Annotated in this window: 19 protein-coding genes; 5 read left to right on the top strand and 14 right to left on the bottom strand. The window is 70.9% G+C overall.

Going from position 1 to position 20,396, the window contains the following annotated elements; translation table 11 throughout:
• Nucleotides 1-41: 41 nt before the first annotated feature.
• Nucleotides 42-1,226 (top strand): DNA integrity scanning diadenylate cyclase DisA, encoded by a 1,185-nt coding sequence (gene disA / locus ABZS40_RS00715; RefSeq protein ID WP_238676544.1) that lies wholly within the window; start codon nucleotides 42-44, stop codon nucleotides 1,224-1,226.
• Nucleotides 1,227-1,232: 6 nt separating this feature from the next.
• Here the strand turns inward: disA and ABZS40_RS00710 are convergent, their stop codons facing one another.
• The 3 genes from ABZS40_RS00710 to ABZS40_RS00700 all read right to left on the bottom strand — a co-directional run bounded on the left by ABZS40_RS00710 (nucleotide 1,233) and on the right by ABZS40_RS00700 (nucleotide 3,137).
• Complete coding sequence (locus ABZS40_RS00710; protein WP_354940178.1) at nucleotides 1,233-1,949, bottom strand: hypothetical protein; 717 nt, start codon at nucleotides 1,947-1,949, stop codon at nucleotides 1,233-1,235.
• Nucleotides 1,950-2,055: 106 nt separating this feature from the next.
• A complete protein-coding gene (locus tag ABZS40_RS00705; protein ID WP_354940175.1) occupies nucleotides 2,056-2,628 on the bottom strand; it encodes a peptide deformylase in 573 nt (190 codons plus the stop codon).
• On the bottom strand, nucleotides 2,625-3,137 hold the full coding sequence (locus ABZS40_RS00700; RefSeq protein ID WP_354940172.1) for an ACT domain-containing protein: 513 nt from the start codon (nucleotides 3,135-3,137) through the stop codon (nucleotides 2,625-2,627). The genes ABZS40_RS00705 and ABZS40_RS00700 overlap by 4 nt, the downstream gene beginning before the upstream one ends.
• A gap of 96 nt (nucleotides 3,138-3,233) precedes the next feature.
• Between ABZS40_RS00700 and ABZS40_RS00695 the strand changes: the two genes are divergently transcribed.
• A complete protein-coding gene (locus ABZS40_RS00695; RefSeq protein ID WP_354940169.1) occupies nucleotides 3,234-4,145 on the top strand; it encodes an A/G-specific adenine glycosylase in 912 nt (303 codons plus the stop codon).
• Nucleotides 4,146-4,709: 564 nt separating this feature from the next.
• Here the strand turns inward: ABZS40_RS00695 and ABZS40_RS00690 are convergent.
• From ABZS40_RS00690 to lysS, 3 genes are all read right to left on the bottom strand, one after another.
• A complete protein-coding gene (locus ABZS40_RS00690) occupies nucleotides 4,710-7,253 on the bottom strand; it encodes an ATP-dependent Clp protease ATP-binding subunit (RefSeq protein ID WP_354940166.1) in 2,544 nt (847 codons plus the stop codon).
• A gap of 537 nt (nucleotides 7,254-7,790) precedes the next feature.
• Nucleotides 7,791-8,135, bottom strand: a complete 345-nt coding sequence (locus tag ABZS40_RS00685; protein ID WP_036392792.1) for an Lsr2 family protein — start codon at nucleotides 8,133-8,135, stop codon at nucleotides 7,791-7,793.
• A gap of 112 nt (nucleotides 8,136-8,247) precedes the next feature.
• Nucleotides 8,248-9,756 carry a lysine--tRNA ligase gene (gene lysS, locus ABZS40_RS00680; protein ID WP_354940163.1) on the bottom strand — a complete coding sequence of 503 codons (1,509 nt, stop codon included), beginning with the start codon at nucleotides 9,754-9,756 and terminating at the stop codon, nucleotides 8,248-8,250.
• Nucleotides 9,757-9,844: 88 nt separating this feature from the next.
• Between lysS and ABZS40_RS00675 the strand changes: the two genes are divergently transcribed.
• Complete coding sequence (locus ABZS40_RS00675; protein ID WP_354940160.1) at nucleotides 9,845-10,585, top strand: class I SAM-dependent methyltransferase; 741 nt, start codon at nucleotides 9,845-9,847, stop codon at nucleotides 10,583-10,585.
• 36 nt (nucleotides 10,586-10,621) lie between these two features.
• On the opposite strand, the gene ABZS40_RS00670 is transcribed toward ABZS40_RS00675, so the two are convergent.
• From ABZS40_RS00670 to ABZS40_RS00640, 7 genes are all read right to left on the bottom strand, one after another.
• A complete protein-coding gene (locus ABZS40_RS00670; protein ID WP_354940157.1) occupies nucleotides 10,622-11,380 on the bottom strand; it encodes a type III pantothenate kinase in 759 nt (252 codons plus the stop codon).
• Between the two features lie 17 nt (nucleotides 11,381-11,397).
• Nucleotides 11,398-12,303, bottom strand: coding sequence for a carboxylating nicotinate-nucleotide diphosphorylase (gene nadC / locus ABZS40_RS00665; RefSeq protein ID WP_354940154.1), 906 nt, complete (start codon nucleotides 12,301-12,303; stop codon nucleotides 11,398-11,400).
• 56 nt (nucleotides 12,304-12,359) lie between these two features.
• Nucleotides 12,360-14,054, bottom strand: coding sequence for an L-aspartate oxidase (locus tag ABZS40_RS00660; protein ID WP_354940151.1), 1,695 nt, complete (start codon nucleotides 14,052-14,054; stop codon nucleotides 12,360-12,362).
• A 98-nt stretch (nucleotides 14,055-14,152) separates the two neighbouring features.
• Nucleotides 14,153-15,049 carry a septum formation family protein gene (locus tag ABZS40_RS00655; RefSeq protein ID WP_354940149.1) on the bottom strand — a complete coding sequence of 299 codons (897 nt, stop codon included), beginning with the start codon at nucleotides 15,047-15,049 and terminating at the stop codon, nucleotides 14,153-14,155.
• A gap of 96 nt (nucleotides 15,050-15,145) precedes the next feature.
• On the bottom strand, nucleotides 15,146-15,574 hold the full coding sequence (gene panD / locus ABZS40_RS00650; RefSeq protein ID WP_354940146.1) for an aspartate 1-decarboxylase: 429 nt from the start codon (nucleotides 15,572-15,574) through the stop codon (nucleotides 15,146-15,148).
• Between the two features lie 45 nt (nucleotides 15,575-15,619).
• The gene (gene panC / locus ABZS40_RS00645) at nucleotides 15,620-16,468 is read right to left on the bottom strand and encodes a pantoate--beta-alanine ligase (RefSeq protein WP_354940143.1); all 849 of its coding nucleotides are present in this window, start codon (nucleotides 16,466-16,468) and stop codon (nucleotides 15,620-15,622) included.
• Between the two features lie 173 nt (nucleotides 16,469-16,641).
• Nucleotides 16,642-17,616: a Rossmann-like and DUF2520 domain-containing protein gene (locus ABZS40_RS00640; RefSeq protein WP_354940140.1), complete on the bottom strand. Its 975-nt coding sequence runs from the start codon at nucleotides 17,614-17,616 to the stop codon at nucleotides 16,642-16,644.
• 255 nt (nucleotides 17,617-17,871) lie between these two features.
• On the opposite strand from ABZS40_RS00640, the gene ABZS40_RS00635 reads away from it, so the two are divergent.
• Both ABZS40_RS00635 and ABZS40_RS00630 read left to right on the top strand, forming a co-directional pair.
• Entirely contained in the window at nucleotides 17,872-18,939 is a 1,068-nt protein-coding gene (locus tag ABZS40_RS00635; RefSeq protein ID WP_354940137.1) for an SAM-dependent methyltransferase, read from the top strand.
• On the top strand, nucleotides 18,936-20,123 hold the full coding sequence (locus ABZS40_RS00630; protein ID WP_196920100.1) for an NADH-quinone oxidoreductase subunit D: 1,188 nt from the start codon (nucleotides 18,936-18,938) through the stop codon (nucleotides 20,121-20,123). The genes ABZS40_RS00635 and ABZS40_RS00630 overlap by 4 nt, the downstream gene beginning before the upstream one ends.
• Before the next feature lie 18 nt (nucleotides 20,124-20,141).
• Here the strand turns inward: ABZS40_RS00630 and ABZS40_RS00625 are convergent.
• A partial coding sequence (locus ABZS40_RS00625) for a hypothetical protein (RefSeq protein ID WP_354940134.1) occupies nucleotides 20,142-20,396 on the bottom strand: 255 nt, incomplete at its 5' end.

Raw genomic sequence — 20,396 nt, 5'->3', positions numbered from 1 at the left:
CACGACAGCACCCACCGCACGGCAGTCCGTAGACTGTGCCCGTGCCGATCGACCGCGATACCACCAAGCCAGCCGGCGCGCCGCCCCAGGCCCGCACCGGCGCCGTGGGCTCGCCCGCCCGCCCGATCAGCGTGAGCGTGACTGCGGGGGCCGCCGGGAGCGCCGGAGATCCGCTACGGGCCAATCTCGCCCTGATGGCCCCGGGCACCGCCCTGCGCGACGGCCTGGAGCGCATCCTGCGGGGTCGCACGGGCGCGCTCATCGTGCTCGGCTACGACAAGGTGGTCGAGGGCCTCTGCACCGGCGGCTTCCCGCTGGACGTGGAGTTCTCCGCGACGCGCGTGCGTGAGCTGTGCAAGATGGACGGCGCTGTCGTGCTCTCCAGTGACGGCACCAGGATCGTCCGGGCGGCCGTGCACCTGATGCCCGACCCGTCCATCCCGACGGAAGAGTCCGGCACCCGGCACCGCACCGCGGAGCGGGTGGCCCGCCAGACCGGCTATCCGGTCATTTCGGTCAGCCAGTCGATGCGGATCATCAGCCTCTACGTCAACGGCCAACGGCACGTGCTCGACGACTCCGCGGCCATCCTCTCCCGCGCCAACCAGGCGCTCGCCACCCTGGAGCGCTACAAGCTGCGGCTGGACGAGGTCTCCGGCACGCTCTCCGCCCTGGAGATCGAGGATCTGGTCACCGTGCGGGACGCGGTGGCCGTGGTGCAGCGGCTGGAGATGGTTCGCCGGATCGCCGACGAGATCGCCGGCTACGTGGTGGAGCTGGGCACCGACGGCCGCCTGCTCGCCCTGCAACTCGACGAGCTGATGGCCGGCGTGGACGCCGACCGCACACTGGTCATCCGGGACTACCTCCCCGTCGGCCGCAAGTCGCGCACCTTGGACGAGGCCCTCGTCGAGCTGGACCTGCTCGGTGCCACCGAACTGATCGACCTGGTAGCGGTGGCCAAGGCGATCGGCTACCCGGCCGCGTCCGACGCGCTCGACGCCGCCGTCAGCCCGCGCGGCTTCCGACTGCTGGCCAAGGTGCCCCGGCTACCGGTGGCGGTGGTCGATCGCCTGGTGCTGCACTTCGGCAGCCTCCAGCGTCTGCTCGGCGCGACGGTGGAAGACCTGCAAGCCGTTGAAGGGGTCGGCGACGCCCGGGCCCGCGGCGTCCGTGAGGGGCTGTCCCGGCTCGCCGAGGCATCCATCCTGGAACGCTACGTCTGACAGGGCTCAGCCGGTGACGGTGAGCTTCACCGGGTCGCTGAGCTTCGTGCCGACCCGAGCGAACACCTGGTACGACCCGACCGGCGGGAACGGCCCGGCGGCCAGCGCGCCGTCACAGCGGCTGGTGTCCCGCCCGTTCCACGGCACCTGGTAGGAGCGCTCGAAGTTCGGCGTGAAGGACTGCACGTCCGAGCCCTCGACCTTGCCGCAGGTGTCCGACGACCAGACCTTCTCGGCCCCGGACTTGATGAAGATCTCCTGAAGGTCGGCGCCGACGTTGCGACTGCACGTACGGTCCGACGTGTTCTTGATCCTCAGTTGCAGCTCGACCACCGCACCCCGCTGCACCGAGGTCGGGCTCGCCGACGAGACGACGCTGATCTCCCCGTCGGTGCAGGTGCCGTCGTCCTCCGAGCCGGCCGCCGTGCCCAGCGGTGGCGTGTTGCTGGTGATCGCCGGGCTCGGATTCGTCGGACCCGAATCAGCGGAGGCTGACGACGACGGACCGCCGGTCTGCGGTGTCAGCACCGGGCCAACGGGACCAGACGTCGCGGCGGACGTCGCCGACGGCGAACCTCCCGCCTTCGGCTCCTTATCGCCGGAACGACCCGAGCCGGTGCAGGAGTAGAGCAGGACAATCAGGAACAGAAACCCCGCTCCGAGTACGACGGCGCGACGCCGCCAGTACACAGCGGGTGGCAGGGGGCCGACCGTCAGACGCATGATGCCCTCCACCGTAGCCGCGCCGTACCCGGCAGTGCCGCGCGACGCGCCGGAGCCACTCCGAGGCGCCCGCACCACCGTCCACTGGGGACGGTTTGGCACCCGATCACAGGTAGACCCTGCGCTGATAGACCGCGTGCGCACCGGCCACCCGGTCCAGGAAGAGTAGCCCCGCGCAGTGGTCGATCTCGTGCTGCAACGCCCGAGCCTCGAAGCCGTCGGTCACCAGCCGGACCGGCTCGCCGCTGCCCGGCAGGTCACCCTCCACCACCAGCCGGCTGGCCCGCTTCACGTCCCCGGTCAGGTCCGGCACCGACATGCAGCCCTCCCGGCCCGGCTTCCACCGCGTCGCCTCGACCACGCGCGCGTTGCACAACACGAAGACGCCGTGCACAGTCACCGCCTTCGGGTGCCCCGTCACGTCGACGGCGAAGACCCGAGCGCCCACCCCGACCTGCGGCGCGGCCAACCCGACGCAGCCCGGCGAGACCTTCATCGTGGCTATCAGGTCGGCCGCGAGTTGGACCGTCTCCTTCGCCGTGGGGTCGACCTCGTCCGCGGCCCGACTCAACACCGGATGCGGGGCGGACACCACAGCCCGCACCTCGCCCGGCACGTCCAGCGACTCCGGTGTCCAGTCCCCCAGGCCGACGTCCGGCCCGCGCTCCTCGCCGGTCACAACAGATCCGGGTCCGCCGGCCGGAGGGTGACCTCCACGCCCAGCTCGGCAGCCGTCCGGTGCAGCCGGTCGATCAGAGTGGCCGCCACACCGGCCGGCAACTCGACCTCCGCCAGGACCACGTACAGCGCACCGGTCAACCGGGTACTCAGGTCGGTGACATTCCCCCCGGCGTCCACCAGCACCCGCGTCATCGCCGCGACGATCCCCATCCGGTCCGAACCGTGCACCGCCATCACGTACGGCTCACCCGCCGGAGGAACATCGCCGTCCGGGGTGACCGCGCGTACCGTCGCCAGCAGCTGACCCTCGGCGGCCAGCGACGCCAGCGCGGCCTCGACCTCGGCGGCGGCCGGACCGGTGCAGATGAGGGTCATCGCGAAATGCCCCCGCAGCCGCGTCATCGTGCTGTCGGTGAGGTTCGCGCCCAGTCGGGCCAGCACCTCCGCGACGTCGGCCACGATGCCCGGCCGGTCCCGACCGATGACGGTGATCGCGAGCTCGTTCATCCGCGCATTCTCCCCCGTCCGCCGAACGACGACGTGGCACCCCGCCCGAGCCGCCCACCCAACGGGAACGCCGGGCGTGACATCATCGACGACGCCATGACTCAACCCGACTTCGCCACACTGGTCAGCCGGTGGTTCCAGCAGCACGCCCGTGACCTGCCATGGCGCGAGCCCACGGTCACCCCGTGGGCCATCCTGGTCAGCGAGGTCATGCTCCAGCAGACACCAGTGGTCCGGGTGGTGCCGGCCTGGCAGGCATGGCTGGCCCGCTGGCCCGAGCCGGCCGCGTTGGCGGCGGACACCCCGGCCGAGGCGATCCGGATGTGGGGGCGCCTCGGCTACCCCCGTCGGGCGATCCGGCTGCGCGAATGCGCCGTCGCGATCGTCGACCGGCACGGCGGCCAGGTGCCGGACCGGCTGGAGCAACTGCTCGCACTGCCCGGCGTCGGCACCTACACCGCGCGGGCCGTGGCCGCCTTCGCGTACGGGCAGCGGCACCCGGTCGTCGACACCAACGTACGCCGGGTCGTGTGCCGGGCGGTGGCCGGCGAACCGGACGCCGGGCACGTCACCCGACCAGCCGACCTCGTCGCCACCGAAGAGCTGCTCCCGACGGAGCCGGCCGCAGCGGCACTGGCCAGCGCCGCGTTCATGGAACTGGGCGCGGTGATCTGCACAGCCCGGTCACCGCGCTGCACGGCCTGCCCCGTCGAGTCGGTCTGCGCCTGGCGGGCGTCCGGCCAGGAGGCGCCGGCCGGGCCAACCCGCCGACCCCAGCGGTACGCGGGCACCGACCGACAGGTCCGCGGTCTGCTGCTCGGAGTGCTCCGGGACAGCACCGGGCCAGTCCCGCACCAGCGGCTGGACCAGGTCTGGACCGACGACGTGCAACGCGCCCGCGCCCTCGCAGGCCTGGTGCAGGACGGGCTGGTCGAACCGGCCGGCGACGACTCCTTCCGCCTGGTCGGTGACGGCCCGTCCCTCCCCACCGCCGACCTCACCACCTGACCCGCCCGACAGTGCGCGTCCTGCGCGCCGGCCCATCCTGCGCGCCGGCCCCACGCCGAACGCCCGAACGCGGCGCGCGAAGGCCCGGCGACCGGCGCATTCCGCCCCGAGATCGTGCTCGATCCTGGATGTCGTGGTGTCGGGCGCGCCGGAGGCACTACATCCAGGACAACACCGTTGCGTAAGGCGAGCGGTTGCTTGGGGCAAGGGGCGATTGTGCACTCCAAAACCCAGGTTCGGACTTCAGGAACGCCCCACCCGCGCCGATCTTGCACTTTCGGTCGCCGAAAAGTAATGGAATGCCCCTTACGTCGGGACAGTAAGTGCAAGATCGCGGCATCAGGACAGCCCGGCTTCGTCGATCATGGGGTTGTGGTGCCCGATTTGGTGCTGTGCGGACCGTTTTGTCACCCACCACAACTCCATGATCGACGGGGCGGGGCGGGGCGGGGCGGGGCGGGGCGGGGCGGGGTTGAACGAACAGCCACTCCGCCTGACGCGGGGCGCAAAAAGGCGGGGCCCCGGTGGCTTGCGCCACCGGGGCCCCGCCCCTTGCTGATTGTGTTACTCGTCCACGCCTGCGGCGGCGGTGCCAGCGGCAGTGCCACCGAGGTCGGCCGGGACGGCGTCCGGAACTTCGACCGGCTTCTCCGCACCCCGGAAGACGAGCTTGGAGTTGTCGATGTCGTCCGGGTCGCCCTCGCAGTCCACCACGACGATCTGACCCGGGGTCAGCTCGTTGAACAGGATCCGCTCGGAGAGGTTGTCCTCGATGTCGCGCTGGATCGTGCGACGAAGCGGACGGGCGCCGAGCACCGGGTCGAAGCCCTTCGCGGCCAGGTACTTCTTGGCGTTGTCGGTCAGCTCCAGACCCATGTCCTTGTTCCGCAGCTGGCCCTCGATCCGCTGGATCATGATGTCCACGATCGAGAGGATCTCGGTCTGGCGCAGCTGGTGGAAGACGATGGTGTCGTCGATCCGGTTCAGGAACTCAGGCCGGAAGTGCTGCTTGAGCTCGTCGTTGACCTTCTGCTTCATCCGGTCGTAGTTGGACTCGGAGTCCTCCGACTGCTGGAAGCCCAGCGACACCGCCTTGGCGACGTCACGGGTGCCCAGGTTGGTGGTCAGGATGATGACCGTGTTCTTGAAGTCCACGATCCGACCCTGACCGTCGGTGAGCCGACCGTCTTCGAGGATCTGCAGGAGCGTGTTGAACACGTCCGGGTGGGCCTTCTCGATCTCGTCGAAGAGGACCACCGAGAACGGCCGACGCCGCACCTTCTCGGTCAGCTGCCCGCCCTCGTCGTAGCCGACGTAGCCGGGAGGGGCACCCACGAGCCGGGAGACGGTGTAACGGTCGTGGAACTCGGACATGTCCAGCTGGATGAGGGAATCCTCGCTGCCGAAGAGGAACTCGGCGAGCGCCTTGGACAGCTCGGTCTTACCGACACCGGACGGACCGGCGAAGATGAACGAGCCCGACGGGCGCTTCGGGTCCTTCAGGCCGGCCCGGGTACGCCGGATCGCCTTCGAGACCGCCTTGACCGCGTCCTCCTGGCCGATGACGCGCTTGTGCAGCTCGTCCTCCATGCGCAGCAGGCGCGAGGTCTCCTCCTCGGTCAGCTTGTAGACCGGGATGCCGGTCCAGTTGCCGAGAACCTCGGCGATCTGCTCGTCGTCAACCTCGCTGACGACGTCCAGGTCACCGGCCTTCCACTCCTTCTCCCGCTGAGCCTTCTGGCCGAGGAGCTGCTTCTCCTTGTCGCGCAGCTGGGCGGCGCGCTCGAAGTCCTGCGCGTCGATCGCGGACTCCTTGTCGCGACGCACCTGGGCGATGCGCTCGTCGAAGTCACGCAGGTCTGGCGGCGCGGTCATCCGACGGATCCGCATCCGGGCACCGGCCTCGTCGATCAGGTCGATCGCCTTGTCCGGAAGGAAGCGGTCGGAGATGTATCTGTCGGCCAGAGTTGCGGCAGCCACGAGAGCTGCGTCGGTGATGCTCACCCGGTGGTGAGCCTCGTAGCGGTCCCGCAGGCCCTTGAGGATCTCGATGGTGTGGGCCAGCGACGGCTCACCCACCTGGATCGGCTGGAAGCGGCGCTCGAGAGCGGCGTCCTTCTCCAGGTGCTTGCGGTATTCATCCAGCGTGGTGGCACCGATGGTCTGCAGCTCACCACGGGCCAGCATCGGCTTGAGGATGCTCGCGGCATCGATCGCGCCCTCGGCGGCACCAGCACCCACCAGGGTGTGGATCTCGTCGATGAACAGGATGATGTCGCCGCGGGTGCGGATCTCCTTGAGCACCTTCTTGAGGCGCTCCTCGAAGTCACCGCGGTAGCGGGAACCGGCGACGAGCGCGCCCAGGTCGAGCGTGTAGAGCTGCTTGTCCTTGAGCGTCTCGGGCACCTCGCCCTTGATGATCTTCTGGGACAGGCCCTCCACCACGGCGGTCTTACCGACGCCGGGCTCACCGATCAGGACCGGGTTGTTCTTGGTACGGCGGGAGAGCACCTGCATGACCCGCTCGATTTCCTTCTCGCGCCCGATGACCGGGTCGAGCTTGCCCTCGCGGGCGGCCTGAGTCAGGTTGCGGCCGAACTGGTCCAGCACCAGGCTGGTCGACGGCGCGGCCTCACCCGGCGCGGCGCCCGCCGCGGCGGGCTCCTTGCCCTGGTAGCCGGAGAGCAGCTGGATCACCTGCTGGCGGACCCGGTTGAGGTCGGCGCCGAGCTTGACCAGCACCTGGGCGGCGACGCCCTCGCCCTCACGGATCAGCCCGAGCAGGATGTGCTCAGTGCCGATGTAGTTGTGGCCGAGCTGCAGCGCCTCGCGCAGCGACAGCTCCAGCACCTTCTTGGCCCGCGGCGTGAACGGGATGTGCCCGCTCGGCGCCTGCTGGCCCTGGCCGATGATCTCCTCGACCTGCTGGCGGACGCCCTCCAGGGAGATGCCGAGGCTCTCCAGGGCCTTTGCCGCGACGCCTTCACCTTCGTGGATCAGGCCCAGCAGGATGTGTTCCGTACCGATGTAGTTGTGGTTGAGCATCCGGGCCTCTTCTTGGGCCAGGACGACAACCCGTCGCGCTCGGTCGGTGAACCGCTCGAACATGCCCTCGTGCTCCTCACGTGCCGTGCGCCTTGATGGTCAAGATCTTGGCGGGGCCGGTGCACGAACGTCCAGGACGGGCGTCCGTGCCTCCTTACTCTATCGTCGCTGACCGACTCAGCTGAGGTCGTGTGTCTCTGCTCTGGGTCGGTTGCACGTCGTTTTGAACAACCGTCCGCGCTCAGGAGGTGTTCCGGTAGCCCTGTCGCTACGCGCAGAGCGAAATCCGACTGGCTCGACGGAAGCCCGATCCGGGGTCCGGAAGCGCTCCGGGAGGCCCGGGAGGGCCGACCGGTGGTCGCGGCGAGCGCCGCGCCGAGCCCTGGGGGAGGTTGTCCACAGGCTGTGGACAGCTCTTCCACTGGTTGTGGACAACGCCGGTCGGCCCGGAATGCTTCCCAGCCCGGAACGGGCACAACGGCGCCGCCCCGAACGGGCACGGCGACGCCGCCCGGACACGGCGACGCCGGCCCGGAGAACTCCTCCGGCCCGGCGTCGGTGTCGCCTGCGGTGGCGGCTGGCCACCAGGTCGCTGACGGATCAGCGCTTCGCGTGGAACTCGTCCACGATCTCCTGCGGGATACGACCCCGGTCCGAGATGTCCTTGCCGGCCTTCTTGGCCCACTCCCGGATCGCCTTGTTCTGTTCCCGATCGGCGGTCGCGCCACCCCGACCGCGGGCAGCCCGCCCACCGATCACGACACCGCCCCGGCCGACCTTGGTGCCGGCACCTACGTACGACGCAAATGCATCGCGCAATTTCGCGGCGTTGGCGCTCGACAGGTCGATCTCGTACTGAACGCCGTCGAGGGCGAACTTGACGGTCTCGTCCGCGTCCCCGCCGTCCAGGTCATCGACCAGCTTGTGAATGATCTGCTTGGCCACGTCCCACATTCCTTTCGAGCAGGGTGCTCCTGCTAACGAGAGCACAATAACCCGCGCGCCGCTCGTCGCGTCAATAGGATCCGGTTACGACTCGGCGTGAACCCGGACGGGACTACTCCTGGCGGACCAACGGGAAGAGGATCGTTTCCCGAATTCCGAGGCCGGTCAGGGCCATCAACAGCCGGTCGATTCCCATTCCCATACCGCCGGCCGGGGGCATTCCATACTCCATCGCCCGAAGAAAGTCCTCGTCGAGACGCATCGCCTCGTCGTCGCCACGGGCGGCCAACTGCGCCTGGGCGACCAGCCGTTCCCGCTGCACGACCGGGTCGACCAGCTCGGAGTACCCGGTGCCCAGCTCGAAACCGAGCACGTAGAGGTCCCACTTCTCGGCCAGCCCAGGCTCGCTGCGGTGCGCCCGGGTGAGCGGGCTCGTCTCCTCCGGGTAGTCCCGCACGAAGGTGGGGGCCACCAGGCCGGGAACGACAAGTTCCTCGAACAACTCCTCGGCCAGCTTGCCCGGGCCCCACTTCGGGTCCACGGCCAATCCCACCTTGTCCGCGTACTCCACCAGGCGGGTTCGGTCGGTGCGGACCGTGACCTCCTCGCCCAGCGCTTCGGAAAGCACACCGAACAACGTCACCGACCGCCACTCGCCACCCAGGTCGAACTCGTGCCCGTCGGCGTGGGTCACCATCGTCGAACCGCTCACCGCGATCGCCGCCTGTTGCACGAGATTACGGGTCAGCTCGCCGATCGTGTCGTAGTCGCCGTACGCCTGGTACGTCTCCAGCATCGCGAACTCCGGCGAGTGCGAAGAGTCGACACCCTCATTACGGAAGTTGCGGTTGATCTCGAAGACGCGGTCGACACCGCCGACCACAGCGCGCTTGAGAAACAGTTCCGGAGCGATTCGCAGATACAGATCGGTGTTCAGCGCATTGCTGTGGGTCACGAACGGTCGAGCTGCCGCGCCGCCATGCAGCAGTTGCAACATCGGCGTTTCCACCTCGATGAAGCCCTGCCCGTGCAGTGAATCGCGAAGACTGCGTACCGCGGCGGCCCGGGTGCGCACCATCTCCCGAGCCTGCGGCCGGACAATCAGGTCGACGTAACGCTGCCGGACGCGCGCCTCCTCGGAGAGCGGCTTGTGGGCCACCGGCAACGGTCGCAGCGCCTTGGCGGTCATCTCCCACTGCTGAGCCAGGACCGACAGCTCACCCCGACGGCTGGTGATCACCTCGCCGGTGACGCCGACGTGGTCGCCGAGGTCGACGAGGCGCTTCCACGCCTCCAGCCGCTCCGGCCCGACCCGGTCCAGGGAGAGCATCGCCTGCAACTCGGTGCCGTCGCCGTCCCGCAGGGTCGCGAAGCAGAGCTTGCCCGTGTTGCGCACGAAGATCACCCGGCCGGTGACCGCGACCTGGTCGCCGGTAGCGGTGTCGGTGGGCAGGTCGGCGTAGCCCGCCCGGACCTGCGCCAGGGTGGTGGTGCGGGGGAAGCCGACCGGGTAGGGCTCGACGCCCTCGGCGAGCATCCGGTCCCGCTTCTCCCGGCGGACCTTCATCTGCTCGGGAAGGTCATCGGCGGGGTCCACTGGCACGGGGTTCTGCTCGGTCACGGCACGCTTCCTCGTCACGGAGATACAGGGGGTCAGGCCCGAGCGTACTCAAGCGGTCCGGAGGCCGTTACGGGATAACCTGCCCGTCATGGTCGATCACACTCACGCCCTGTCGTTCGGTGCCGCCGCGAATGATTACGACCGGTTTCGGCCACGTTATCCCGAGGCAGCGGTCCGCTGGGCACTCGACGGGCTGAGCGAAGCCCGGGTGGTCGATCTCGCGGCGGGCACCGGCATCCTGACCCGCTGTGTGCTGGCCCTGGGCCACGAGGTCGTACCGGTCGAGCCCGATTCGGGGATGCGGACGCAGCTGGCCGCCAGCACCCCGGACACGACGGCCCTGGCGGGCAGCGCCGAGGCAATGCCGCTGCCTGACTCCGCGGCGGACGCGGTGCTGGTCGGCACGGCGTACCACTGGTTCGACCGGGAGCCCGCGCACGCCGAGATCGCCCGGGTACTCCGTCCCGGCGGCATCTTCGCCCCCATCTGGAACATCCGGGACGGCAGCGTCGACTGGGTGGCCGAGCTGGGCCGCATCGCCCACTTCGGGGACACGTCGACCAGCCGGATCTTCGGCGAGCACCCCGACTTCGGCCCCACGTTCGACGCCGTCGAGAAGCGCGAGTTCACACACCGCACCACGCTCACGCCGGACGAGTTGCTCGGCATGGTCCGCACCCGCTCGTACTGGCTCACCGCCTCCACCGACGATCAGCGGCGGGTCGAGCGGGAACTGACCGAACTCCTGAACACCCACCCCGCCCTGGTCGGCCGGGACACCATCGAGCTGCCGTACCGGACGCTGGTGCTGCGCGCCCGGCGGCGCTGACGCCCGCACGAAGGCCGGCCCCGACGGCGGCCGGGGTCACAGGTTGCGGTCGTAGACCATCCGCAGGCCGATCAGCGTGATCATCGGCTCGTGGTGGGTGATGCTGCGGCACTCGTTGATCACCAGGGAGGCGAGGCCGCCGGTGGCGATCACCGCCCGCACCTCGCCCAGTTCCTCGGTCATCCGCTCGACGATCCGGTCCACCTGCCCGGCGAAGCCGAAGTACAGGCCGGCCTGGAGGCACTCCACGGTGTTCTTGCCGATCACCGAACGAGGCTTGGTGGCCTCGACCTTGCGCAGCTGCGCCGCCCGGGCGGCCAGCGCGTCGAAGGAGATCTCGATGCCCGGGGCGAACGCGCCGCCGAGGAACTCACCGCGCTCGCTGATCACGTCGAAGTTGGTGGTGGTGCCGAAGTCCACAACGATCGACGGGCCGCCGTAGAGGGTGTACGCGGCCAGGGTGTTCACCACCCGGTCGGCGCCGACCTCCTTCGGGTTGTCGATCGCCAACTGCACCCCGGTCCGCACTCCCGGCTCGACCACGACGCTCGGCACTTCGGCGTAGTAACGACTGAGCATGGTGCGCAGCGACCGCAGCGCGGCCGGCACCGTGGAACAGGCGGCCACACCGGTGATCTCGACGTTGTCCCCGGCGAGCAGACCCCGGAACATCAGGCCCAGCTCGTCCGCCGTCGAGCGGGCATCGGTCTTGATCCGCCAGGAGTGCACCAGCTTGTCGCCGTCGAAGGTCGCCAGCACGGTGTTGGTGTTTCCGATGTCGATGCAGAGCAGCACGCACGCAGCCTAGACAACTAGTTGGCGCGCAGGTCCAGCGCGATGTCCAGGATCGGCGACGAGTGCGTCAGCGCGCCCACCGAGAGGAAGTCCACGCCGGTGGCCGCGTACCGGCCGGCAACCTCCAGGGTCAGCCCGCCGGTCGCCTCCAGCTCCGCCCGGTCGCCCACCGCGGCCACCGCCTCGGCCAGCACCTCCGGCGTCATGTTGTCGCAGAGCAGGAAGTCCGCCCCGGCCTCCACCGCCTCCACCGCCTCGTCGACTCCTGTGACCTCGACCTGCACCGGCACCTCCGGGAACGCCTCCCGGACCCGCCGATAGGCAGCAGTGATGCCGCCGGCCGCCAGCTTGTGGTTGTCCTTGATCATGGCCACGTCGTAGAGGCCCATCCGCTTGTTCGTGCCGCCGCCGGCCCGCACCGCGTACTTCTCCAGCGCCCGCAGGCCCGGCGTCGTCTTGCGGGTGTCCAGCACCATCGCCTTCGTGCCGGCCAGCGCGTCCGCCCAGGCGCGGGTGTGGGTGGCCACCCCGGACATCCGGCAGAGCAGGTTGAGCGCCGTCCGCTCGGCCGTCAACAGCAGCCGGGTGGGGCCGGTCACCGTCGCCAGCACGGCGCCGCGGGCCACCCGCTCGCCGTCGCGGGCCAGCACCGACACCTCGACGGTACGACCGAAGCCCGTCACCTCTCCCACCAGCTCGAACACGGCGGCGGCCACCGCCATCCCGGCCAACACCCCGTCCGCGCGGGCCACCAGGTCGGCGGTGTCGGTCTGCTCCGCCGGGATGGTGGCCACGCTGGTGACGTCCAGGAAATCCGGGCCCAGATCCTCGACCAGCGCGCTCTCGATCACCTGCCGTACGTACGCGGGATCCAACCCGGCCGCCCGCAACGCCGTCTCCGTCGACTCCGTCGACTCCGTCATCGTCGCCTCCTTCGCTCCCGACTGCGGGGCTCGCAAGATCGGCTCACTCCTCGCGCTCACTGGGTCCCCTCCCACTGTTGCGTCACCCGGCCCTGCGCCCCGACCGCCCCGACCAGATGGCCCAGCCACCGTTCGTCGGCCGTGGGGAAGTCCTCCCGCCAGTGGCAACCCCGGGTCTCACCACGGGCGTACGCGGCGGCAACCAGCGTCGACGCCACTGTGAGCAGGTTCGTCGCCTCCCAGTCGGCGGTCCGTGGCCGGCCCCGGGCGACGCCCAGCTCGGTCAACGTCCCGGCCGTCCCGGCCAGCGTCGTCGCGGATCGGAGCACCCCGGCCCCCCGGGTCATCGCCCGTTGCAGGGTCGGCGTCACCTCCGCGGGCAGCACCCAGCCCGTCCCGCCGCGCCAGGCGCCGGTCTCCGCCGGCTGGGCCTGCTCGGGCAGGCCGGCCGCGATGTCCTCGGCGATCCGGCGGGAGAAGACCAGACCCTCCAGCAGCGAGTTGCTGGCCAGCCGGTTCGCGCCGTGCACGCCCGTGCAGGCCACCTCGCCGCAGGCGTACAGGCCGGGGATGGAGGTCCGGCCGCGCAGATCCGTGCGGACCCCGCCGGAGGCGTAGTGGGCGGCCGGCGCCACCGGGATCAGGTCGGTCGCCGGGTCCACGCCGATCGCCAGGCAGGACGCCACGATGGTGGGGAACCGACCGGCCAGGAAGTCGCCGCCCAGGTGCCGTGCGTCGAGGAAGACGTGGTCCGCGCCGGTGGCCAGCAGCACCCGGTAAATGCCCTTGGCCACCACGTCCCGGGGTGCCAGCTCGGCCAACTCGTGCTGGCCCACCATGAACCTCTTGCCGTCCGCGTCCACCAGGTACGCGCCCTCGCCGCGCAACGCCTCCGAGACCAGCGGCTGCTGTGCGTGCCCCGCTCCGGGCATCCCCACCCCGGCCGGGGTGATCAGGGCTGTCGGGTGGAACTGCACGAACTCCACGTCGGTCACCGCCGCGCCGGCCCGCAGCGCCAGCGCCACCCCGTCCCCGGTGGAGACCGCCGGGTTGGTGGTGGCCGAGAAGATCTGCCCCATGCCGCCGGTGGCGAGCACCACGGCACGGGCCAGCAGCGCGCCGACGCCGTCCTCGCTGCCCTCACCCAACACGTGCAGGGTGATCCCGCAGGCCGGGCCGAGCCCGTCCGGGCCGTCGCCGGGCGCGCGCAGCAGATCCAGCACGAGAGCGTGCTCGACCAGCCGGATCCACGGGTCGCGCTGCACCGCAGCGTGCAGGGCCCGCTGCACCTCCGCGCCGGTGGCGTCCCCGCCGGCGTGCACGATCCGGTCCGCCCGGTGCCCGCCCTCGCGGGTCAGCATCAGCGAGCCGTCCGGGTGACGATCGAACTCGGCGCCGATCCGCATCAGCTCACGGAGCCGGGTCGGGCCCTCCTCGACCAGCACCCGAACCGCCGCCGGGTCGCAGAGCCCGACCCCGGCGACCTCGGTGTCCCGGGCATGCGCCGCCGGGGTGTCGGCCGGGTCGAGCACGGCGGCGATGCCGCCCTGCGCCCACCGGGTCGAGCCGTCGTCAATGTTGACCTTGGTGACCACCGTGACGTGCAGACCCGCCTCACGCAGGTGCAGCGCCGCGGTCAACCCCGCCACGCCGGAACCCACCACGATCACGTCGGTGGTCTCCACCCAGCCGGGCGCGGGCGCGGCCAGCAGCGCGGGCAGGGCAGGCAGGTCGACGGTCGGGAGGTCCATCCCCCCAGTCAACCCGAAGCATCCTCGACCGGGGCGGCGGGGGCGGGACGAGTGTTTTGGGCGACCTCGTCCGGCGCACGCCGACCGTCAGGCCGTGGTCACTTCGTCCGGACCGGTAGACCAGCCGGGCCCGCGCCCTTCAGCGTGGCGGTCACCGTACGGTCGCTGAGCCACAGATAGCAGCGGACGCCCCGATCACCGACCTTCCAGCGCCCAGCCCCCGGCGGACGGACCACCACACCGCTGCGGAAGCGCAGCTTGGCGTCGTCCGGCACGCCCGCGTACCGGGCCAGGACGCTGCGACAACCCGTGTAGAGCGGCAGCCAGTCGGCGTCCCGGGTCGGGTACGCCTTATCCGGTGCGCGCCACACCCCGACGAACTCGGCGTCGTGCTGTTTGCCGCACTCCACCGGGGTCAGCGTCTGCACACCCCGCCCGGCGCCACCGCGGGTCTGCTGGCAACCGAGGCGCAGGGCGGTGGCGCCCTTCAACGCGTCCCGCAGACTGCCCGACCGGACCACAACTGTGGCCGCCGCCTCGACAGTCGTCAGCTCGGTGAGGTCGCAGCGGAACCACCGGGAACCCGCCGCCCAGCCCGGCCCGTTGGGCAGCGCCACGGACAGCCGCAGTCGACCGGACCGCCAGTCGTCACCCACGTAGCCGGTCGCCCGGGTGTCGCACTCGGCGAACGCACCCCGCAGCTCGGCCGAACCACCAGCCGGAGCTGTCGTCCGCCCGGCCGGAAACGCCCCGACGTGCACGGTCTCCAGGCGGTGCGGCCCGGCGCAGTCCACCGGTTCATAGCTGGCCAGGCTGACCAGGTCGGTGAAGTCGGCGGCGTGACACACACCGGCGGCCGGGGTGAACGCCGACGGCGCCGGCAACGCCGCCCAGTCGTCGGTCAGATCACCGTCCAGGCCGCCGGACGCGGCACAGCCCACCAGCAGCACTGCCGACACGGCAGCGGCGAACACTGTCGTCATGGCACGGCTCATCGCGGCCTCCCCCAGCCACCAACCGGCTTCCGCCAGCGTGCCCAGGGTAACCGGAAATGACCTTCCGGTAACAGACCGGAATCGCGGTACGCGGGATCAGACTCCGGACACGGCCAACGGGCTGGGTATCGGGTTCCCTGCCGTGCCGGGTGCCGCCGCAGCCGGGTCGGCACCCAACTCGATCACCCGGTTGTCGGCGTCGACGTGCACGACACGTGGCCGGTAGGTCCGGGCCTCGGCGTCGTCCATCTGCCCGTACGAGATCAGGATGACCAGGTCACCGGGGTGCACCAGGTGTGCTGCGGCGCCGTTGATGCCGATCACGCCGCTGCCCCGCTCACCCGGGATCACGTACGTCTCCAGGCGGGCGCCATTGGTGATGTCCACGATCGCCACCTGCTCGCCGGGGAGCAGGTCGGCGGCGTCGAGCAGATCCTCGTCCACAGTCACCGAACCGACGTAGTGCAGGTCGGCCTGGGTGACCGTGGCTCGGTGGATCTTCGACTTGAGCATGGTCCGCAACATCTTCAGTGGCCTTTCGCGGTATCGGTGGAGGGTGGTGCGACCGGGTCAGGGGCGCGGGGCGAGGTGGATCGCCGCGTTGTCGATCAACCGGGTGGCGCCCACCCAGGCGGCGATCACCAGCCGGGCCGGCCCGGCCACCGGCCCCGGTTCCAACTCGGGATCGGTGAGCACCAGGTAGTCGAGGCGGGCACCCGGCGTACCGGCGCCGAACGCGGCGTGCGCGGCGGTCAGCACCGCCCCCGCGTCCAAGCCGTCGTCGGCGGCCCGCGCGCCGGCTCGCAGCGCCGCCGACAGACTCAGCGCGGCGGCCCGCTCCGGCTCGCTCAGGTAACGGTTGCGGCTGGACAGCGCCAGCCCATCCGGCTCCCGGACGGTCGGCACGCCGACCACCTCGACCGGCACGTCCAGATCGCGGGCCATCCGCCGGACCAGGGTGAGCTGCTGGTAGTCCTTCTCGCCGAAGAACACCAGATCCGGCCGGGTGAGCTGGAGCAGCTTCAGCACCACTGTGAGCACGCCATGGAAGAAGCCCTGGCGACTCGCCCCCTCCAACTCGGCGCCGAGCGGGCCCGGATCGAGGCGTACGCGGGGCTGCCCGTCCGGGTACATGTCCGCCACCGACGGGGCGAAGACCAGATCGGCGCCCGCCCGCCGGCACACCTCCAGGTCGGCGTCGAGGGTGCGCGGGTAGCGGTCGAAGTCCTCGTTCGGCCCGAACTGCAACGGGTTCACGAAGACCGTAACCAGCACGTGGTCGGCCTGTTCCCGGGCCGCGCGCAGCAACGTCTCGTGCCCGGAGTGCAGCGCACCCATGGTCATCACCACCCCGACCGTGCCCTTCAGCCCAACCCGGGCCTCGGCCAACTCGGCGCGCGTGTGCACCACCTGGGTCACAGCGACACCTCGGTTCGCGACTGCGGGGCTCGCAAGATCGGCTCACTCCTCACGCTCACAGCGACACCTCGGTTCGCGACTGCGGGGCTCGCAAGATCGGCTCACTCCTCACACTCACAGCGACACCTCGGTTCGCGACTGCGGGGCTCGCAAGATCGGCTCACTCCTCACGCTCACGCGGCCACCTCCCGACCGCTGTCGGCCAGCACACCGAGCAGCGACTGTGCGTCCACCGGCCGCAGCCGGCCGGCGGCGATCGCCCGGTCGGCGGTACGACGGGCCAGCGCCAGGTACGCGGGGACGGACTCCGGCGCGGTGGCCGCCAACCGGGCCAGGTGCCGCTGCACGGTGCCCGCGTCGCCACGGGAGACCGGGCCGGTCAACGCGTCGTCGCCGAGCCGCAACGCGTTCTCCAGGGCGGCCCGCAGCAGCGGGGCGAGCACCTTCTCGGGTCGGGACACCCCGGCGTCCCGCAACCGGTCGGTCGCCTCGTTGACCAGGGTCACCAGGTGGTTCGCGCCGTGGGCCAGCGCGGCGTGGTAGAGCGGGCGGTCCGACTCGGCCACCCACTCGGGCACGCCACCGAGGTCGGCGACCAGCCGGGCAGCCAGCGGGCGCAACTCGGCCGGGGCGGTCACTCCGTACGAGATGCCGTCCAGCCGGGCCAGGTCGTCCGGCGTACCGGTGAAGGTCATCGCGGGGTGCAGGGCGAGCGGCCGGGCGCCGGCCGCGACGGCCGGCCCCAGCACGGCCAGGCCGTGCGCTCCCGAGGTGTGCGCGACGATCTGGCCCGGGCGCAGCGCGCCCCGCTGCGCGAGGTCGGTCACCACGCCGGCCAGCTTGTCGTCCGGTACCGCGATCAGCAGCAGGTCGGCGGCAGCGTGGGCCACGGCGGCGACCGGGCGACGGGGCACCTCGGGCAACAGCAGGGCGAGGCGGGCACCACTGGCTCCGGAGCTGCCGGACACGGCAACCACCCGGTGCCCGGCGGCGGCGAGCGCGGCGCCCAGCACGGCACCGACCCGACCGGCGCCAACGACACCGACGGTGAGCAGACGGGGGGTGGCGCGGGCGCCGGGAACGGCGCTATCCCACGAGGCGGCGGGCCCGGATGGGCCGGCCGGACGCGGGCGCAACGGTGCGCTCATGACGACGATCCAGTCCTCGAGAAGGGGTACCGGTCGATCGCAAGTATGCGCCCGGCCTGCCGAACCCGGACAAGCATGTGTGAAAACCTTCACCACCGACGGAGGGGCTCTCGGCTCCACCTTGATCAAATGATGAAAAGTAGGTGCCGGAGCCGTATCTGACCTACTTTCCATCAATTGATCACTGCGCACTCCTCCGGCGCCGAGCGAGCCGGCGCGGGAGATCGTGGCGCCCCTGGACTCGAGGTGAACTGCATGTCGATTGCCTGGCGGGACGCGATGCGCCGGGCCCTCTACGGGCCGGACGGCTTCTTCGTCGCCGGCACCGGGCCGGCCGACCACTTCCGCACCAGCGTGCACGCCTCCCCGGCCTTCGCCACCGCCCTGCTGCGCCTCGTCACGGAGGTTGACGCTGCCCTCGGCCACCCTGACCGACTCGACGTGGTCGACGTCGGGGCTGGGCGTGGGGAACTGCTCCACGCTCTGCTGGCGTCCGTCGGGGTTGCGGTGGCTGTTTCCGCCCGTCCACTGAGCGAGGAGCCGTCGTTGGTCACCGCCCGTCCCTCGCTCGCGGAGCGGGTCCGCTTCACAGCCGTCGAGTACGCGGGCCGCCCCGAGAACCTGCCCGAAGAGATCGACTGGACCTCCGAGATCCCCACCGGAATCACCGGAGTGCTGCTGGCCACCGAGTGGCTGGACAACGTCCCGCTGGACGTAGCGGTGCACACCGAAGACGGCTGGCGATATGTACTGGTCGACCCCGAAACCGGTGCCGAATCGGTTGGCGAGCCGGTCAGCCCCGCTGATCTCGACTGGCTGACCAAGTGGTGGCCCAGCCCCGAAACCCCCCACCGCAACCAACAGCGGGCCGAGATCGGACGAACCAGGGACGAGGCCTGGGCCGACGCGGTGCGGAAAATCGAGCAGGGCCTGGCGGTGGCTGTCGACTACGGGCACCTGCGGGAGGCACGACCGGTCGACGGGACGTTGACCGGGTATCGGGGTGGGCGGCAGGTGCCTGCGGTGCTCGACGGGTCGAGTGATGTCACAGCGCACGTGGCCATGGACTCGGTCGCCTCCGCTGGTGCGGCGGTCGCCCGGTGCGCGTACTCCCTGGTCCTGCAGCGGGAGGCGCTGCGAGCGCTCGGGGCCGACGGCCGGCGACCGCCGCTCAGCCTGGCCGGCACCGACCCGGCCGGCTACGTGCGGGCGCTGACCGCCGCGTCGGCGGTGGCCGAGCTGACCGACCCGGCCGGGCTCGGCGGGCACTGGTGGTTGCGCCAGCCGGTCGGCATCCCGCTCGGGCCGCCCGTGGCACGATGACGGGCATGACCACCGACGCCGGGGACCTCCGTGAACTGACCGTCGGCACCGGGGCCGGGCTGATCGCCGGCACCGGTGATCAGCAACTCGGCACCGACATGGTGTTGAACATCGGCCCGCAGCACCCCTCCACCCATGGTGTGCTGCGGTTGAAGCTGGTGCTCGACGGCGAGCGCGTGGTCGCCTGCGAACCGATCGTCGGTTACATGCACCGGGGCGCGGAGAAGCTCTTCGAGGTGCGTGACTACCGGCAGATCATCGTGCTGGCCAACCGGCACGACTGGCTCTCGGCGTTCTCCAACGAGCTGGGTGTGGTGCTCGCTGTGGAGCGCCTGATGGGCATGGAGGTGCCGGAGCGCGCAACCTGGCTGCGGATGGCCCTCGCGGAGCTGAACCGGGTGCTGAACCACCTGATGTTCCTCGGCTCGTACCCGTTGGAGATCGGGGCGATCACGCCGATCTTCTACGCCTTCCGGGAACGCGAGACCATCCAGGCGGTGATGGAGGAGGTCTCCGGCGGCCGGATCCACTACATGTTCAACCGGGTGGGTGGCCTCAAGGAAGAGGTGCCGTACGGGTGGACCGGGCGGGCCCGCGCAGCCATCGGCGAGGTACGCCGCCGCCTGCCCGACCTGGACCACCTGATCCGGCGTAACGACATCTTCCTGGCCCGCACGGTCGGCGTGGGCGTGCTGTCCGCCGCGGACGCCGCCGCGTTCGGCGCGTCCGGGCCGGTGGCCCGGGCCTCCGGGCTCGATCTGGACCTGCGCCGCGACGACCCCTACCTGGCGTACGACGAGCTGGACGTGCCGGTGGTCACCAAGACCGCCGGGGACTGCCACGCCCGTTTCGAGGTGCTGCTCGACCAGGTGTACGCGTCACTGGACCTCGCCGAGCAGTGCCTCGACCGGGTGGACCGTTTGACCGGGCCGATCAACACCCGGCTGCCGAAGGTGCTCAAGGCGCCGGAGGGGCACACGTACGCCTGGACGGAGAACCCGCTCGGCATCAACGGCTACTACCTGGTGTCCCGGGGCGAGAAGACGCCGTGGCGGTTGAAGCTGCGCACCGCCTCGTACGCGAACGTGCAGGCGTTGGCCACCCTGCTCCCCGGCTGCCTGGTCCCGGATCTGATCGCGATCCTCGGCTCGATGTTCTTCGTGGTCGGCGACATCGACAAGTGACAGGGGTCGCCTGACCGGTCAGCGCCGGCGGTCGGCGGGTGGCGCGCCGCCGGCACGCGGTACGTCGTCCTGGGGCGGGTAACCGTAGCGCTCGTCGACCCGCCGCCTGCCGGTCCGTTCCGGCGCGGGTTCCGCCTGGTGGCCGCGTTGGCGCGGTGGGCGCCACTCGTCCGGCACCGGCACACCACCGACCGGCAGCGCCGGCCTTCCCGGCTCGGCCCGCCGGCCCCCGTCGTGGCGGCGCGGCTCCTCATAGCGGCCGGCGTCCTCGTG

Source organism: Micromonospora sp. NPDC005324 (assembly GCF_040607155.1).
Classification (GTDB): domain Bacteria; phylum Actinomycetota; class Actinomycetes; order Mycobacteriales; family Micromonosporaceae; genus Micromonospora; species Micromonospora trifolii.
The sequence above is the reverse complement of the archived record's forward strand: the minus strand, read 5'-3'. Positions and strand labels throughout refer to the sequence as shown.

Coding starts and splice junctions, on each gene's coding strand:
- ABZS40_RS00710 (WP_354940178.1), bottom strand. CDS start 1,949: ATGCGTCTGACGGTCGGCCCCCTGCCACCCGCTGTGTACTGGCGGCGT.
- ABZS40_RS00700 (WP_354940172.1), bottom strand. CDS start 3,137: ATGAACGAGCTCGCGATCACCGTCATCGGTCGGGACCGGCCGGGCATC.
- ABZS40_RS00695 (WP_354940169.1), top strand. CDS start 3,234: ATGACTCAACCCGACTTCGCCACACTGGTCAGCCGGTGGTTCCAGCAG.
- ABZS40_RS00690 (WP_354940166.1), bottom strand. CDS start 7,253: ATGTTCGAGCGGTTCACCGACCGAGCGCGACGGGTTGTCGTCCTGGCC.
- ABZS40_RS00675 (WP_354940160.1), top strand. CDS start 9,845: ATGGTCGATCACACTCACGCCCTGTCGTTCGGTGCCGCCGCGAATGAT.
- nadC (WP_354940154.1), bottom strand. CDS start 12,303: ATGACGGAGTCGACGGAGTCGACGGAGACGGCGTTGCGGGCGGCCGGG.
- ABZS40_RS00660 (WP_354940151.1), bottom strand. CDS start 14,054: ATGGACCTCCCGACCGTCGACCTGCCTGCCCTGCCCGCGCTGCTGGCC.
- ABZS40_RS00655 (WP_354940149.1), bottom strand. CDS start 15,049: ATGAGCCGTGCCATGACGACAGTGTTCGCCGCTGCCGTGTCGGCAGTG.
- panD (WP_354940146.1), bottom strand. CDS start 15,574: ATGTTGCGGACCATGCTCAAGTCGAAGATCCACCGAGCCACGGTCACC.
- ABZS40_RS00640 (WP_354940140.1), bottom strand. CDS start 17,616: ATGAGCGCACCGTTGCGCCCGCGTCCGGCCGGCCCATCCGGGCCCGCC.
- ABZS40_RS00635 (WP_354940137.1), top strand. CDS start 17,872: ATGTCGATTGCCTGGCGGGACGCGATGCGCCGGGCCCTCTACGGGCCG.
- ABZS40_RS00630 (WP_196920100.1), top strand. CDS start 18,936: ATGACGGGCATGACCACCGACGCCGGGGACCTCCGTGAACTGACCGTC.